Origin of the sequence: Paenibacillus tyrphae (genome assembly GCF_000722545.1) — a bacterium.
Classification (GTDB): domain Bacteria; phylum Bacillota; class Bacilli; order Paenibacillales; family NBRC-103111; genus Paenibacillus_G; species Paenibacillus_G tyrfis.
The window spans coordinates 155988-169687 of the sequence record NZ_JNVM01000008.1 but is presented as its reverse complement, the minus strand read 5'-3'; the positions used below and the strand labels follow the sequence as shown (position 1 = coordinate 169687).

At 54.9% G+C, this 13700-nt stretch carries 13 protein-coding genes; 9 read left to right on the top strand and 4 right to left on the bottom strand.

What is annotated here, in order from left to right:
* Positions 1–164: 164 nt before the first annotated feature.
* From ET33_RS10820 to gyrA, 6 genes are all read left to right on the top strand, one after another.
* Complete coding sequence (locus tag ET33_RS10820) at positions 165–1589, top strand: M23 family metallopeptidase (RefSeq protein WP_051775252.1); 1425 nt, start codon at positions 165–167, stop codon at positions 1587–1589.
* A 172-nt stretch (positions 1590–1761) separates the two neighbouring features.
* Positions 1762–2697, top strand: a complete 936-nt coding sequence (locus tag ET33_RS10815) for a GDSL-type esterase/lipase family protein (protein WP_036680548.1) — start codon at positions 1762–1764, stop codon at positions 2695–2697.
* 18 nt (positions 2698–2715) lie between these two features.
* A complete protein-coding gene (locus tag ET33_RS10810; RefSeq protein WP_051775251.1) occupies positions 2716–3693 on the top strand; it encodes an ABC transporter ATP-binding protein in 978 nt (325 codons plus the stop codon).
* Positions 3686–4678, top strand: a complete 993-nt coding sequence (locus tag ET33_RS10805; RefSeq protein ID WP_036680545.1) for an ABC transporter permease subunit — start codon at positions 3686–3688, stop codon at positions 4676–4678. The genes ET33_RS10810 and ET33_RS10805 overlap by 8 nt, the downstream gene beginning before the upstream one ends.
* A gap of 54 nt (positions 4679–4732) precedes the next feature.
* A complete protein-coding gene (parE, locus tag ET33_RS10800; protein ID WP_036680543.1) occupies positions 4733–6706 on the top strand; it encodes a DNA topoisomerase IV subunit B in 1974 nt (657 codons plus the stop codon).
* Between the two features lie 14 nt (positions 6707–6720).
* The gene (gyrA, locus tag ET33_RS10795; RefSeq protein WP_036680540.1) at positions 6721–9156 is read left to right on the top strand and encodes a DNA gyrase subunit A; all 2436 of its coding nucleotides are present in this window, start codon (positions 6721–6723) and stop codon (positions 9154–9156) included.
* Here gyrA and ET33_RS39200 read toward each other — a convergent pair.
* On the bottom strand, positions 9153–9320 hold the full coding sequence (locus ET33_RS39200) for a hypothetical protein (protein WP_167336426.1): 168 nt from the start codon (positions 9318–9320) through the stop codon (positions 9153–9155). The genes gyrA and ET33_RS39200 overlap by 4 nt on opposite strands.
* Positions 9321–9518: 198 nt before the next feature.
* Here ET33_RS39200 and ET33_RS10790 point away from each other — a divergent pair, with 198 nt between their 5' ends.
* The 3 genes from ET33_RS10790 (at position 9519) to ET33_RS37390 (ending at position 10553) form a co-directional block, all read left to right on the top strand.
* Positions 9519–9932, top strand: coding sequence for a MarR family winged helix-turn-helix transcriptional regulator (locus tag ET33_RS10790; RefSeq protein ID WP_036680538.1), 414 nt, complete (start codon positions 9519–9521; stop codon positions 9930–9932).
* A gap of 149 nt (positions 9933–10081) precedes the next feature.
* Positions 10082–10165: a putative holin-like toxin gene (locus ET33_RS40260; protein WP_220389023.1), complete on the top strand. Its 84-nt coding sequence runs from the start codon at positions 10082–10084 to the stop codon at positions 10163–10165.
* 298 nt (positions 10166–10463) lie between these two features.
* Complete coding sequence (locus ET33_RS37390) at positions 10464–10553, top strand: stalk domain-containing protein (RefSeq protein ID WP_235206689.1); 90 nt, start codon at positions 10464–10466, stop codon at positions 10551–10553.
* 77 nt (positions 10554–10630) lie between these two features.
* Here the strand turns inward: ET33_RS37390 and ET33_RS10785 are convergent, their stop codons facing one another.
* The 3 genes from ET33_RS10785 to ET33_RS10775 all read right to left on the bottom strand — a co-directional run bounded on the left by ET33_RS10785 (position 10631) and on the right by ET33_RS10775 (position 13518).
* Positions 10631–11338, bottom strand: coding sequence for an RluA family pseudouridine synthase (locus ET33_RS10785; protein WP_036680534.1), 708 nt, complete (start codon positions 11336–11338; stop codon positions 10631–10633).
* Between the two features lie 3 nt (positions 11339–11341).
* A complete protein-coding gene (locus ET33_RS10780) occupies positions 11342–12205 on the bottom strand; it encodes a class I SAM-dependent methyltransferase (protein ID WP_036680531.1) in 864 nt (287 codons plus the stop codon).
* A 185-nt stretch (positions 12206–12390) separates the two neighbouring features.
* A complete protein-coding gene (locus ET33_RS10775) occupies positions 12391–13518 on the bottom strand; it encodes a peptidylprolyl isomerase (protein WP_036680530.1) in 1128 nt (375 codons plus the stop codon).
* Positions 13519–13700: the final 182 nt, after the last annotated feature.

The following is a 13700-nucleotide window of genomic DNA, read 5'->3' as shown; positions in this document are numbered from 1 at the left end:
GCGGATCGTCATGTTATGCCTGCCCTCGTCGTTTTTGCGCAAGCAGAAACGTCGGGGTTTTTTTGTTTTTTTGTCTACTCGCCGTACCTCAGACATATACATGGGGAAGTGAACTTGTTCGCTGGTCCGAACGTCGAAACGATCCGTTAAGGGAGGGAATGACGTTGAAAAAGCGCATCGTCACACCCGGCTTGCTGCTGGAGGTGGTGCAATGGGGAACGGCCTTTGCGGTCATCGTCGCCGTCTTGATCTCAGGCCGCTGGTTCGCGAAGGCGCAGCCGGTCTATCGGTTTGACGTGTTTTTGGACGATCAGCATGTAGGAACGGTCAGCGACCCGGAAATTGTCAAGCAATGGAAGACGGCCCGGTACGAAGAAGTAGAGCGGCAGTACGATAATGCGCGCGTCACGTCCAATCTGGAGCAGCTTCGGTTCGTTCGGTTCGAAGGAAACAAAACGTTCCAAGGCGCATACGACAATGATGCGGTAATCGCCGCGCTGAAAGATAAACTTGTTTTTGCTTTTTTGGCCACGGAGATTCGGATTGACGGCACGACAGTCGGCATTGTGAAGGACGTCTTTACTGCCGCAGCTCTCCTGGATCAGGTAAAGGCGCCTTTTTTGAATGTGTCCAAGGAGAAGGAGGCTACAATATTGTCGGAGGAAGACACCGGTAACCGGTCGAAGGTGAAAATGACCGCCGAATTTACTCAGGACGTGCAGCTGCTCGAAACGGCCGTCGCCCCGAGCAAAGTCGAGCCGGCCGAAGCGGTGCTGAACCGGATGTTAAGCGGCGCCGCCCAGCCTCTTACGTATACGGTTCAGAAAGGAGACTGTATCTCGTTGATCGCGCAGCGGTTTCAAGTTGCTGCCGATGTGATCCGGGCAAACAATCCGGAGATTAAGAAGGATTTGATCCGTGTCGGACAAACGCTTCAGCTTTCGGTCAATCAGCCGCTTTTGTCGGTCAAAACGGTCGAGACGCGTACCGAGCAGGTCCGGATAGCGAGCGGCATCGTCTACGAAAAAGACAACGAGCTGCAGGCGGGTGTCATTCAGATTGTAGCCAACGGTAAGCCCGGCTGGAAGCAGCTGACCTACGAAGCCGTCCGCATAAACGGCGAGCCTGCAAGCGAGTCGGTGGTCGAGGAAACGGTACTCGAATTGCCGGTACGGACGGTGGTGAAGCAAGGGACGAAAGTGATTCCCGGCGTGGGTACGGGCAAGTTCGTCCTGCCGGTGCTGCAGCCCAAAGTAACGAGCGAATTCGGGCTGCGGTGGGGGAAAAATCACAACGGTACGGATTTCGTCTCGGAGCAAAAGGCGATTATGGCCGCCGATCACGGCAAGGTGACGTTCGCCGGTTGGAAGTCGGGCTACGGAAACTGCATCGTCATCGATCACCAGAACGGGTACGAGACGCTGTACGGGCATCTTAGCAAAGTCGTAGTCCGCGAAGGGGACGGCGTCAAGAAAGGCGATAAAGTCGGCGTGATGGGCAGCACAGGAAACTCGACAGGCGTCCATCTGCATTTCGAGATCATCAAGAACGGCCAACAGCAAAACCCGCTTAAATATTTGAGCGTCTGAACTCGCAATTTGACGCTTTTCTTCGCATGTCGCTTGCCTCTGATCACCCCTCTTTCAATCCCCTCTCCTCCCCAAAGTTTGCAAATCGCACGGCAAACCGCTACTCTAAAATGTATAGTTACTGAAGTGATCAGTCCTTGCAGGTAACGCTGCTGAAACTGGGGGAGAATGCATGAGATCCACGCGATGGTTGTGGCGGACCGTCGGCTTTGCCGCGCTGTTATCGACGGTGCTGTGCGCTGTCGGATTCGCCTACGGCATCAATCAGATTATTTTTCCGAAGCCTGTTGCGTGCGACGCAACAGAGGCCCCGCAGCAGCCCGCTGCAAAACCGAAGACGGACAACTGGGAAGCGAAGGACCAGATCCGCATCGTGGCCCTAGGAGATTCGCTAAGCGCGGGCACTGGCGATTTGTCGGGCAAAGGATATGTCGGCGACGTAAGGGACAAGCTGGAGAAGCAGCTGGGCAAACCGGTGTTCGTTTACAACAATTTTGCGATCCCGGGTTATCGGACGGCCGATGTGCTTAAGGATTGGGACAAGAAAGCCGACATCGCCAAGTCGCTTGCCGAGGCCGATCTGGTGCTGCTGACGATCGGGGGCAACGATTTGTTCCAGGGCGGCGCGGCCATCTTTAGTTTGGGCGACGGCAGTAACGGCTCAACCGGGGCAGACTCTTCGAAGGCGCAGACGTCCCAAAGCATCCAAGGCGCCGAAGCGCCGAAAAGTACCCCGGGCTCGCCGGATCAGGAGGCCGGGGCGGGCTTTAACCCGAAAGCGGCGGCCGGGCGCATTCCGGGCGCATTGAAGAGTCTGGAGCAAATTTTCGACCGGGTCAGCAAGGCAAGCCCGCATGCGCGAATTTTTTACGTCGGCCTGTACCATCCGTTCCTCGATCTTGACCCTCAGCGCGAAGGAGCTCCGGTTATCCAGCAGTGGAACGCGGCTGCGTTCGATTTGGCGAACCGGTACCCGAACATTACGCTGGTGCCGACGTATGATTTGTTCGAGCTGAATTTGAGCAAGTATTTATACACGGACCACTTTCATCCGAACCAAGACGGCTACGACCGGATCGCGGATCGGATCGTCGAAATCTTGAAATAGCAGGGAGGCCGGAAGCGCATGGCTCAGGCCGGGGAACAGCATCGGAAAGGAAGAGACGCGGACATTGTTCTGGCGGTCGATAACGTAAAAAAGACGATCAGCAAACGGCTGATCATCAAAGGCATTTCGTTCGAAGTGCGCGCTGGAGAGATTTTCGGCTTTCTCGGACCGAACGGCTCGGGAAAAACGACGACGATCCGCATGCTGGTGGACTTGATCAAGCCGACGGAAGGCTCGATCCGCATCTGCGGCTACGACGTGCACAAGGAGCATAACGAAGCGCTGCAGTATGTCGGCTGTATCGTGGAAAATCCGGAGTTGTATTCGTACCTCAGCGGCTGGGAAAACCTGGAGCATTTCGCCCGGATGCTGCCGGGTGTGGGTGAGAAGCGCATCCGCGAAGTGGTGGACATCGTCGGCATGGACGCGCGCATCCACGATAAAGTCAAAACGTACTCGCTGGGGATGCGGCAGCGTCTTGGTATCGCCCAAGCGCTGTTGAACGATCCGAAGCTGCTCATTTTGGACGAGCCGACCAACGGCCTCGATCCGCAAGGGATCAAGGAGCTGCGTGAATTTATCCGCCAGCTGGCCGAGACCGGGCTCAGCTTGTTCATTTCCAGCCATCTGCTCAGCGAAATTCAGCAAATGTGTGACCGGGTCGCGATCATAAGCCACGGCGAGGTCATTACGGTCGGCGAGGTATCATCGCTTGTGGACGAATCCGTCAGCACGGTTGTCTGGAGCGTGCTTCCGGTGGAGACTGCGCTAAAAGTTTTGCAATCGCACCCCGAGGTGCAGTCGGTCACGTTCACGGATGAGTCCAGCACGGAAGCAGGTGTACCGCGACTGGTTGCCCTGCAAAATCCGGAGGCGATTCCGGAGCTGTCAAGGCGGCTCATGGAAGCGGGCGTTGCGCTCCACGGCATCGAAATCAAGCTTCCGACTCTGGAAGATTTATTCCTGAAGCTGACGGAGGGTGAGCGCATTGGTTAGTTTGTATCCGCTGGTCAAGAACGAATGCATCAAAATGATCAAAAAAAAGCGGCTGCTCGTCGTGCTGCTTATTTTGGCCGCGATCATCCCGATGTTTACGTATGCGCAAATGAAGGTGGCAGAGAGCAACCGGAAGCAGTTCGGAACGACTGACTGGCGGGTCGAGCAGCGGCAGAAGATTGTGGACTATACCCGCAGTCTCAGCAGCGGGCGCGTGCCCGAGGAATGGAAGCAGTGGCGCCGCGTCGAAGTGAAGCTGGCCCAGTACTATCTGGATAAAGATGTGAATCCGGCCGAGCCGAACGGGGTAACCTTTACTAGAGAGTTTGTGAAAAATGCCGTAAATCTGTTCATTCCTCTCATGGTTATGGTCGTTGCTGCCGATATGGTATCCGGGGAGCATACGACGGGGACGATCAAACTGCTGCTGACACGTCCGGTCCAGCGCTGGAAAATTCTCTTAAGCAAGCTGCTGAGTCTGATCTTGTTCACCTCGTTTATCGTTATTGCGACAGCCATTTTATGCTATCTTATTTCCGGCGTCGTGTTCGGCTACGGAGGCTGGGACATGCCGGTGTTCTTCGGGTTTCAGGTGAAGGGGACGGAGGTCGACTTTTCGTTCGTCCGTCCAATCGACCAATGGCTGTACCTGATCATGGAATTCGGGCTGGTCTGGTATGCGGCGCTCGTCGTCGCGGTGATGACGCTGATGATCTCGGTGCTTGTGCGCAGCACGGCGGCGGGAATGGGCATCATGCTGGCGCTGCTCATCTCGGGCACGATCTTGACGAATATGGTCTCTTCTTGGGAGACGGCCAAATATTTGTTCATGGTCAACTTGAACTTGACGACGTATCTCAGCGGGACGCTTCCGCCCATCAAAGGCATGGATTTGCCGTTCTCCTTGGCGGTGTTGACCGTATGGGGAATCGCATCGGTTATCGTCTCGTTTGCGGTTTTTACGAAAAAAGATGTATTGAACTAATCCGATCAAATGTTATAATGTTGCGGAGACATAGGTGTTTTTAGGGAGGCTGCGATGGCGGATCAACTCGATTTGTTAGGAAAAACGACAGCAGCGCCGGCGGACTACGGTGCAGACGATATCCAGGTGCTCGAAGGACTGGTAGCGGTACGCAAGCGGCCGGGGATGTATATCGGCAGTACCAGCACGTCCGGGCTTCACCATCTGATCTGGGAAATCGTCGATAATGCCGTGGATGAGCATTTGGCCAAGCATTGTACGCAAATTGACGTGACGATCCATAAGGATCAGTCCGTAACGGTGTACGACAACGGCCGCGGTATTCCGACCGGCATGCACAAAACGGGGATTCCCACACCGCAGGTGGTGTTTACGATGCTTCATGCCGGCGGCAAGTTCGGCGGCGGAGGATATAAAAAATCCGGCGGCTTGCACGGCGTAGGCGCTTCCGTGACGAATGCGCTGTCCGAATGGCTTGAAGTAGAAATTTACCGCGAAGGCAAAACACACCGCCAGCGGTTTGAATATTGGGTGGACGGACAAGGCAAGGAGCACGTCGGAGAACCGGTCACCGGCCTGGAAGTGATCGGTTCGACGCGCAAAAGCGGAACGAAGGTGACGTTCAAGCCCGACAAGCGCGTCTTTCAGGGCGGAACGACGATCAATTTCGATACGCTCTACGAGCGGTTGCAGGAAATCGCCTTTTTGAACTCAGGATTGAAGGTCACGCTGACCGATCAGCGCGCGGATAAGCAAGAGGAGTTCCAATACGAAGGCGGCGCCAGCCAGTTCGTGCAATTCTTGAACGAGGAAAAAACGGTGCTGCATGATGTCATTCACTTTGTAGCGGAGAAAGACGAAATCGAAGTCGAAGTGGCGATGCAGTATAACGACGGTTACACGGAGACGCTCGTGTCGTTCGTCAACTCGATTCCGACGCGTGGCGGGGGAACGCACGAAACGGGCTTCAAAACCGCCTATACCCGCGTCATGAATGACTACGCGCGTAAGAACGGGATGCTCAAGGAAAAGGAGAAAAACCTGGACGGGCAAGACCTGCGCGAAGGCATGATGGCGGTCATCAACATCAAGATGGGTGAGGTCGAATTCGTCGGCCAGACGAAGGACCAGCTCGGCAGCGCTTCGGCGCGGAGCGCGGTCGATTCGGTCGTCTCCGATAAAATGGCGGTATTCCTCGAAGAAAACCCGCAGGTCGCGCAGATGATCATGAAGAAGGCGATCCAGTCGGCCAAAGCGCGCGAAGCGGCGAGAAAGGCGCGAGAAGAGGTGCGCAGCGGCAAGAAGGGCAAGAGCGAAAGCTCGAACCTCGGCGGCAAGCTGACGCCGGCGCAATCGAAGGACTATACCCGCAACGAGCTGTTCATCGTCGAAGGCGATTCCGCTGGCGGGTCGGCGAAGCAGGGGCGCGATTCGAAGCATCAGGCGATTTTGCCGCTCAAGGGCAAGCCGATGAACCCGGAGAAGGCCAAGCTGCTCGATATTATGAAAAACGACGAATACAAGGCGATCATTGCCGCGATCGGTGCAGGGGTGGGTCCGGAATTCGACGAGTCGGAAAGCAATTATGCGAAAATTATCATTATGACCGACGCCGATACCGACGGCGCGCATATTCAGGTGCTGCTTCTGACGTTCTTCTACCGGTACATGAAGCCGCTCATCGACGTGGGCAAGGTGTATATCGCCCAGCCGCCGCTGTTCAAGGTGACGAAAAAAGCCGGCAAAAACAGCACGGTCCGTTACGCTTGGACCGACGAGCAGCTGCAGGCGCTGACCAAAGAGCTCGGCAAAAATATCGAGCTGCAGCGTTACAAAGGACTCGGTGAGATGAACCCCGACCAGCTCTGGGAAACGACGATGGACCCGGCGACGCGCACGCTGCTGCAGGTGCAGATCGAGGATGCGGCCAAAGCCGAGCGGCGCGTATCTACGCTGATGGGGGATAAAGTCGATCCGCGGAAGCGCTGGATCATCGAGAACGTGGACTTCACGGAATTTGAAGAATAAACGGGGGGCCTTTTGTGAGTATCCTGGAAAATTTTTTGCCGGCCTTTCTGGAAGAGGTTGTAGGCGACCGGTTCGGCCGGTATTCCAAATATATCATTCAAGACCGCGCGATTCCGGACGTGCGGGACGGCTTAAAGCCGGTGCAGCGGCGTATTCTATACGCCATGTACGATTCCGGGAACACACCGGATAAGCCGTACCGCAAATCGGCGAAGACGGTCGGGGACGTAATGGGTAATTACCATCCGCACGGCGACGCCTCGATTTACGAAGGCATGGTGCGGATGGCACAGCCTTGGAAAATGAGCCACGTCCTGGTTGACGGCCACGGCAACTGGGGCTCGATGGACGACGATCCGCCGGCTGCGATGCGGTATACCGAAGCGCGGTTGTCCGAAATCGCGATGGAGCTGCTGCGGGACATCGAGAAGCGGACGGTTCAGTTCAAGGACAACTTCGACAATACGACGAAAGAGCCGGTCGTGCTGCCTTCGCGGTTTCCGAATTTGCTCGTTAACGGCGTTAGCGGCATCTCGTCCGGATTTGCGACGGAAATTCCGCCGCACTGCCTGCGCGAGGTGGTCAATGCCTGCATTGCATTGATCGATAAGCCGGACAGCACGCTGGAGGATTTGATGGGCACCATCAAAGGCCCGGATTTTCCGACCGGCGGCATTATTATGGGCTCGGAAGGGATACGCGACGCGTACCGGACCGGCCGGGGCCGTATCTACGTGCGGGCGCGCACGGCGATCGAGGACCTGCGCGGCGGACGCCAGCAGATCGTCATTACCCAAATACCTTATCAAGTCGTGAAATCCCGCCTGGTAACGGCGATGGAAAATATCCGTCTGGAGAAAAAACTCGAAGGCATTGCGGAGGTTCGCGACGAAAGCGGCCGCGAGGGTCTTCGTATTGTCGTCGAGCTGAAAAAGGACGCGGATGCGCAGGGGATTTTGGCGTATTTGTTTAAGAAAACCGACCTGCAGGTGGCCTATAATTTCAACATGGTCGCTATCGTCAACAAGACGCCGAAGCAGCTCGGGCTTCGCGATATGCTGGAAGCCTACATCGACCACCAGAAAGAAGTGGTCACCCACCGCTCGCGATTCGAGCTGGAGAAGGCGGAAGATCGTGCTCATGTGCTCGAAGGGCTGGTCAAGGCGCTCAACATCCTGGACGAGGTCATCGCCGCGATCAAAGCGTCGAAAAACCGTCAGGACGCCCAGAACAACCTCGTCGCCAAGTTCGGTTTTACCGAACGGCAAGCCGATGCGATTTTGACCTTGCAGCTGTATCGTTTGACGAATCTGGAGATTCATTCTTTGGAAAAAGAATGGAAGGACGTTCAGAAAACGATCGCGTACCTGAAAGGGATTCTTGGCAGCGAAAAGAAGCTTTTGGCTGTCATTAAAGATGAAATGTCGCAAATTCGAGATAAGTACGGCATCGACCGCCGATCGGACATCCAGGACGAAGTGGAAGAGCTTAAAGTCAACCTGGAAGTCATGGTGACGGCTGAAGACGTCTTCGTTACGCTTTCCAGCGAAGGCTATATCAAGCGTACGGGCAAGCTGTCGTTTATCCGCTCCGGCGGCGAGATTGACAAGACGGGACTGAAGGAAGGCGACTATCTTCGCTATCTGCTTGATGTCAATACGCTGGAGAGCCTGCTTATTTTCACGCAGAAAGGGCAATATTTCCTGCTGCCTGTACATCAAATTCCGGAGTACAAATGGAAGGAGAACGGCACTGCCATCGTCAACGTCATCCCGATTTCGAAGGACGACCGCATTATTCACGTGCTGCCGGTCAAGGATTTCGAGGAGCCGGGCAAGTCGCTCGTGTTCGTTACGCGCAAAGGGCAGGTCAAACGGACCGAACTGAAGGAATATTTTACGAATCGTTCGACCGGGATCGTTGCTTGCAAAGTGGGCGATCAGGACGCAGTGCTCGACGTATTGCTCAGCACAGGCTCAAAAGAGCTGCTGCTGGTGACGAAGCAGGGGATGGCCATTCGCTTTAAGGAGGACGAAGTAAATCCGATGGGGCGTGCCGCTGCCGGGGTTCGCGGCATTCAGCTTAAGGATGACGATGAGATCGTCGCCGCCGATTGGATTGACGGGGACGAAGGAGAAGTCGTCGTCATGACGGAGCTTGGGTATGCGAAGCGCTCGCTCGTTGCGGATTATCCCGTACAGGGACGCGGGGGCAAAGGGATTATTACGTTCGAATTCAAGGAGGGCAAGCGGGTAAAGCCGAACGGATCGGAGCTGAAAGGCGCTTTTGTTGTTAAAGAGCCGTTCGACCTGACCGCCATCCTCAGTACAGGCGGAAGAGTGACGTTCTCGACCGAGCAGACGCCGATCGATGACCGCAAATCCACAGGGAAATACGTCGTACCGGCCAATAAGAACGAAACGGTAACGGATATTTTGAAAATCACTTAATCATAGCTGGTGTACTGCGGCTCAAGCTTTTCGAGCAGCTCCAGCATCAATTGCAGAACGGCCCATACCGGCATCGAATCGTCCAGCTTTTCGAGCCAGTCTGGGTCGTTTATTATTCCTTTCGTCAATGCGGTTTCTCCGATTTTGCGCTTCCAGTCGTCCATTCTTCCACTCCTTGTCTTCCATGGATTGACAAGCTCCGCGTATAGGCGAATGTCCCATGTGCAGTATATGTTGAACTCCGTCAAAAGGTACCCGATTTTATCGTTTTATGTCCTAAAATATTCATGGGGTTAACCTTTAAAAAGGCGGAAGTCAATGCTATAATAAGGGAAAAGATTGGTTTTTCGGGAGTGATGATTATGATAACTCATGAATTTGCCAAGCTGTGGTGGAAATTGTCCAAAGATTTGCGCACGCATATGGAAACGGAGCTTGCTCCGACGTTGACGGAAGGGCAGCTTACGGTGCTCGAAAGGCTGCTGGCTTCCGAGCGGGACCGGATGAAGCCTTCGGATTTCATCGAGTATTTGGCGACGACGCCCGCGGCGATTACGACGCTGCTTGACCGGATGGAAAAGAGCGGGTTAATCGAAAGAGAGCGTGACGAGAAGGACCGCCGTATCGTGTGGGTATTGGTAACGGAGAAGGGGCGCTTCGAATGCGAACGCGGCGTGCAAATCCGCGAACGGTTTTTGCAGCAATATTTGAGCCGAATTTCCTCGCACAATCAGCAATTGCTTGTATACTTGCTGGGCAAGGTTGCCAATGCTTAGCGTTTTTGTAAACTAAAATACGAAAATATGTTCTCATTTGTCATGGTGTATGGTATAATGTGGATGCAATAGGGAAGGCACTCAAGGACGGTTGGCACACCCCTGTCATTGATGGGTTCGCATCAGCGAATCCGGAAGGAGGTGATGCCATGGAAGTAAAGGATGCCGTAACGTTGATGTTCATGTTCGGCATGTTTATTCTCGCTTTACTTTCCTACTTAAAAAAGAAGTAGACCTCCCTTGAGCCTTGGAACCCGAGAGGTCTACCGCTTGGTTATTCCTTGCGCCGATCGCCTTGAGGGCAATCTATTGTAGTGAGGTCGCGGATGCTGGAACATTCGCGGCCTTTCTGGTTTGCAGGCAATAACTTTTTTTGTAAATCCATCATACCATACTCCCGCTTGCTTTGAAAAGACGTTCAATGATTTTGTACAACCTTGTCGGATGACGGCGCCCGGTCTTTTTCCTGTATGCCATATCTTACATACTTACAAGCAGGAGGAACTCTATGCCGCTGGAAGTTCCAGCACGATGGTGCCGGTTCGGTTTATCAGCGAGGCTCTTGGCAGCGAGGTGAGCTGGGACCAGGCGGCCCAGACGGTGTATATCAAGACAAAATAAAGGCCTTAAATCGAAAAAGCAAAACCTCCGACACCACATGAATCATGGTTTCGGAGGTTTTATCGCGTTCATGGGGGTTATACGGCCCCTGCGGCGTTCAGGTCCCAGAGCTGCCAGGGAAAGGCTCCCGGCGGCTCCGACGTGAAGCGGAGCGCTTCCTGCGTGACCGGGTGCGTGAATTCGAGCAGGGTGGACCACAGCGCGATTTGCTGACCGGGCTTCGCCAGAGCGCCGCCGTACCGCTGATCGCCTACGAGCGGGCATCCGATGGCCGCGAACTGGACGCGGATTTGATGCGGCCGGCCGGTATGCAGCTCGACCTGCACGAGCGACAAGCCGTCCTGGCCGGACAGAACGCGGTAATCGAGCACCGCCTCCTTGGCGCCGGTCTTCGAAACGGGAACGACGGACACCATATTCGTTTTGGTATCTTTCAACAAATGATGCCGCAGCGTTCCTTGAGGTTCTTTGGGCCGCCCGTTCACGACGGCGGTGTACACTTTGCGGATCGTACGCGTACGGACCGCATCGGAGAGCCGGGAGGCCGCCTTGGATGTTTTGGCGAATACCATGACGCCCCCTACCGGCCGGTCAAGCCGGTGCACCAGACCGAGATACACGTTGCCCGGCTTATGATGCCGCTCTTTGAGATCGGCTTTGATCAGCGTCAGCAGGTCGGGGTCCCGGGACGCGTCCTCCTGCGTTGGAACGTTCGTTGGCTTAACGACGACGATAACGTGATTGTCCTCGTACAGCACCGGCACGTGCGGATGAGAGCCGCTCATACGTTATGCCTCCCAGCGGCCGAGAATGCCGCACGGCAGCATCAGCTTCGAGGCCGTAATCGGCAGGCCGATTTCGCCACAAGTGATCGTTCCGCCATGGCTCCGGCCGAGAGACAGCGCAAGAGTGTTGTGGAGAACCGTAGCCGAAATGCCCGTCGTGTAGGAGTTGATGAGGAAAAACAAAGGCTTGTCCGTCAAAATGCTCATGCACGTTTCCACAAACGGATACAGGTTCGTCTCCAGCTTCCACGTCTCGCCGTTCGGGCCGCGTCCGTACGATGGCGGGTCCATAATAATGGCGTCGTATTTGCTGCCTCGGCGCTGCTCGCGCTGGACGAATTTGAATACGTCGTCCGTAATGAAGCGCACCGGACGGTCCCCGAGACCGGACAGCTGCAGGTTTTCTTTGGCCCACTGCACGACGCCCTTGGACGCATCGACATGGCATACCTCGGCGCCCGCCGAAGCGCACGCAACGGAAGCGCCGCCGGTATAAGCGAACAGATTCAGGACGCGGATCGGCCGGCCGGCGCTGCGGATTTTATCCATCATCCAGCTCCAGTTGACGGCTTGTTCCGGGAACAGGCCGGTGTGCTTGAAGCTGGTCGGTTTAATATGAAACGACAGCCCGCGGTACGAGATCGTCCAGCGCTCGGGAATGTCCTTGCGGTATTCCCAGTTGCCGCCGCCGCTGGAGCTGCGATGGTAATGGGCGTCGGCTTCGCGCCATACGCCCGTCTCCTTGGGCAGCGGCCAAATAATTTGCGGATCGGGACGCCGCAGGACGATACTGCCCCAACGTTCCAGCTTCTCGCCGCCCCCGGTATCGATCAATTCGTAATCTTTCCAATCTTGTGCTGCAAACATAAGTAGCGACCATCCTTTAATTTGATTTCCAGTCTCAGCATTGCCCATTCAGCAAAGCCGTTATTCTTCAACATTTTACACGATTCCGGCAGACGAATCCATCGGCCGGACGCAAAAAACCGGAGACGCCACGAAAGAGCGCTCCGGCTTGTTCATCATAGTGCGATTTTTTTCGTATAGATGAATTACTTGGCCTTAGGTAGGTCGAGCTTTTCGATCAATCCCGGCAGCTCTTGATCCATAAATGTACGGTAAGCTTTGGTCATCGCTTCATTCTTCATCTCGTCCTTCACTTCGTCGAACGACTGCGTGGAACGGGCTTCGACGCGCATGATATGGTAGCCGAACTCCGTCTCGATCGGATCGCTGATTTTGTTCAGCTCCAGCTCGACAGCCGCTTTCTTAAACGCCTCAGTCCAGTCCGTTACCGGCTGGTTCTCATACAGCCCGCCCGTATCTTTGGAGCCCGGGTCGTCAGTATACTGCTTGGCCAGCGCGGCGAAATCCTCGCCGTTTTTCAGCTTCGCGGCAATGTCGAGCGCCAGCTTCTTGGCGTCGTCCTTCGAGCGCGCTTTGCCTTCGGCGTCCTTGAAGCCGATCAAAATATGCCGTACGGACGCTTCTACGAACTCGCCGGTTTTCGCTGCGATGGCCGCATCGTAGGTTTCTTTCAGCTTCGCGTCGGTCGCTTGGATGGAGAGTGCCTCCCCGGCGGCGATATAGAGGCCGAGATAGTCGCGCACATCCTGCTCGTTCAATCCTTCCTTGGCCAGCAGGGAGGCAATGTCCTCGGTTTGGTGCAGTTCGATCAAATATTTTTTTATTTCCCCGTATTCTTTGTCGACTTCAGCGGGGAGGGCGGCTTTCTGCTCCGCGGTAATCTTCCCGGCTAACACTTTATAGGCGATCATATGCTTCAGGAATTGTTCATCAACCTCTCCGGTACTGTTCAGCAAGTGCAAGACCGAAGCGAACTTGTTGGCCTCACCCCATGTAATCTGCCCGCCCTTATAGGTTGCGACGATGGCGTTCGGATCGCCTTTCTTGCCGACCCAGATCGTCCCGCTGTTGTCGTCCCAGCTTACTTCCTTGCCGAGCGCTTCACTGACGAATCGGAGCGGCACGTAGGTGGTGCCGTTATAGATGAAACCTTGCCCCTGCTCGGCGGTCGGTTTTTTCTCTACACCGTCGAACATATATTTGAGCTGCTTAAAATATACCTCAATTTGAGTGCCGCTCGCATAGGCGACCGATCCCGTCAGCATGACGCCCAGCGATAGGCCCAGCGCCAAACCTTTCAGCTTGTCATTCATACATTAATCCATCCTCTCTCTTTGGGTGTGACTTACTACTTCCACAAAGGGAAGCAAAATCCTTTTTTTTCATCTTTTCGGATTGCCGCCGTTTTTGCCAAATTCTGAATTCACGAAGAATTTGCACTTTTCAGACAGGAATTTATTCAAGCGCGTAGTATTTGTGTAAGTAGAGGCAGAAA

Excerpts from the sequence above, each read along its gene's own strand:
- ET33_RS10815 (WP_036680548.1), top strand. The coding sequence starts at position 1,762 with ATGAGATCCACGCGATGGTTGTGGCGGACCGTCGGCTTTGCCGCGCTG.
- ET33_RS10810 (WP_051775251.1), top strand. The coding sequence starts at position 2,716 with ATGGCTCAGGCCGGGGAACAGCATCGGAAAGGAAGAGACGCGGACATT.
- parE (WP_036680543.1), top strand. The coding sequence starts at position 4,733 with ATGGCGGATCAACTCGATTTGTTAGGAAAAACGACAGCAGCGCCGGCG.
- ET33_RS39200 (WP_167336426.1), bottom strand. The coding sequence starts at position 9,320 with ATGGACGACTGGAAGCGCAAAATCGGAGAAACCGCATTGACGAAAGGA.
- ET33_RS10790 (WP_036680538.1), top strand. The coding sequence starts at position 9,519 with ATGATAACTCATGAATTTGCCAAGCTGTGGTGGAAATTGTCCAAAGAT.
- ET33_RS40260 (WP_220389023.1), top strand. The coding sequence starts at position 10,082 with ATGGAAGTAAAGGATGCCGTAACGTTGATGTTCATGTTCGGCATGTTT.
- ET33_RS37390 (WP_235206689.1), top strand. The coding sequence starts at position 10,464 with ATGGTGCCGGTTCGGTTTATCAGCGAGGCTCTTGGCAGCGAGGTGAGC.
- ET33_RS10785 (WP_036680534.1), bottom strand. The coding sequence starts at position 11,338 with ATGAGCGGCTCTCATCCGCACGTGCCGGTGCTGTACGAGGACAATCAC.
- ET33_RS10780 (WP_036680531.1), bottom strand. The coding sequence starts at position 12,205 with ATGTTTGCAGCACAAGATTGGAAAGATTACGAATTGATCGATACCGGG.
- ET33_RS10775 (WP_036680530.1), bottom strand. The coding sequence starts at position 13,518 with ATGAATGACAAGCTGAAAGGTTTGGCGCTGGGCCTATCGCTGGGCGTC.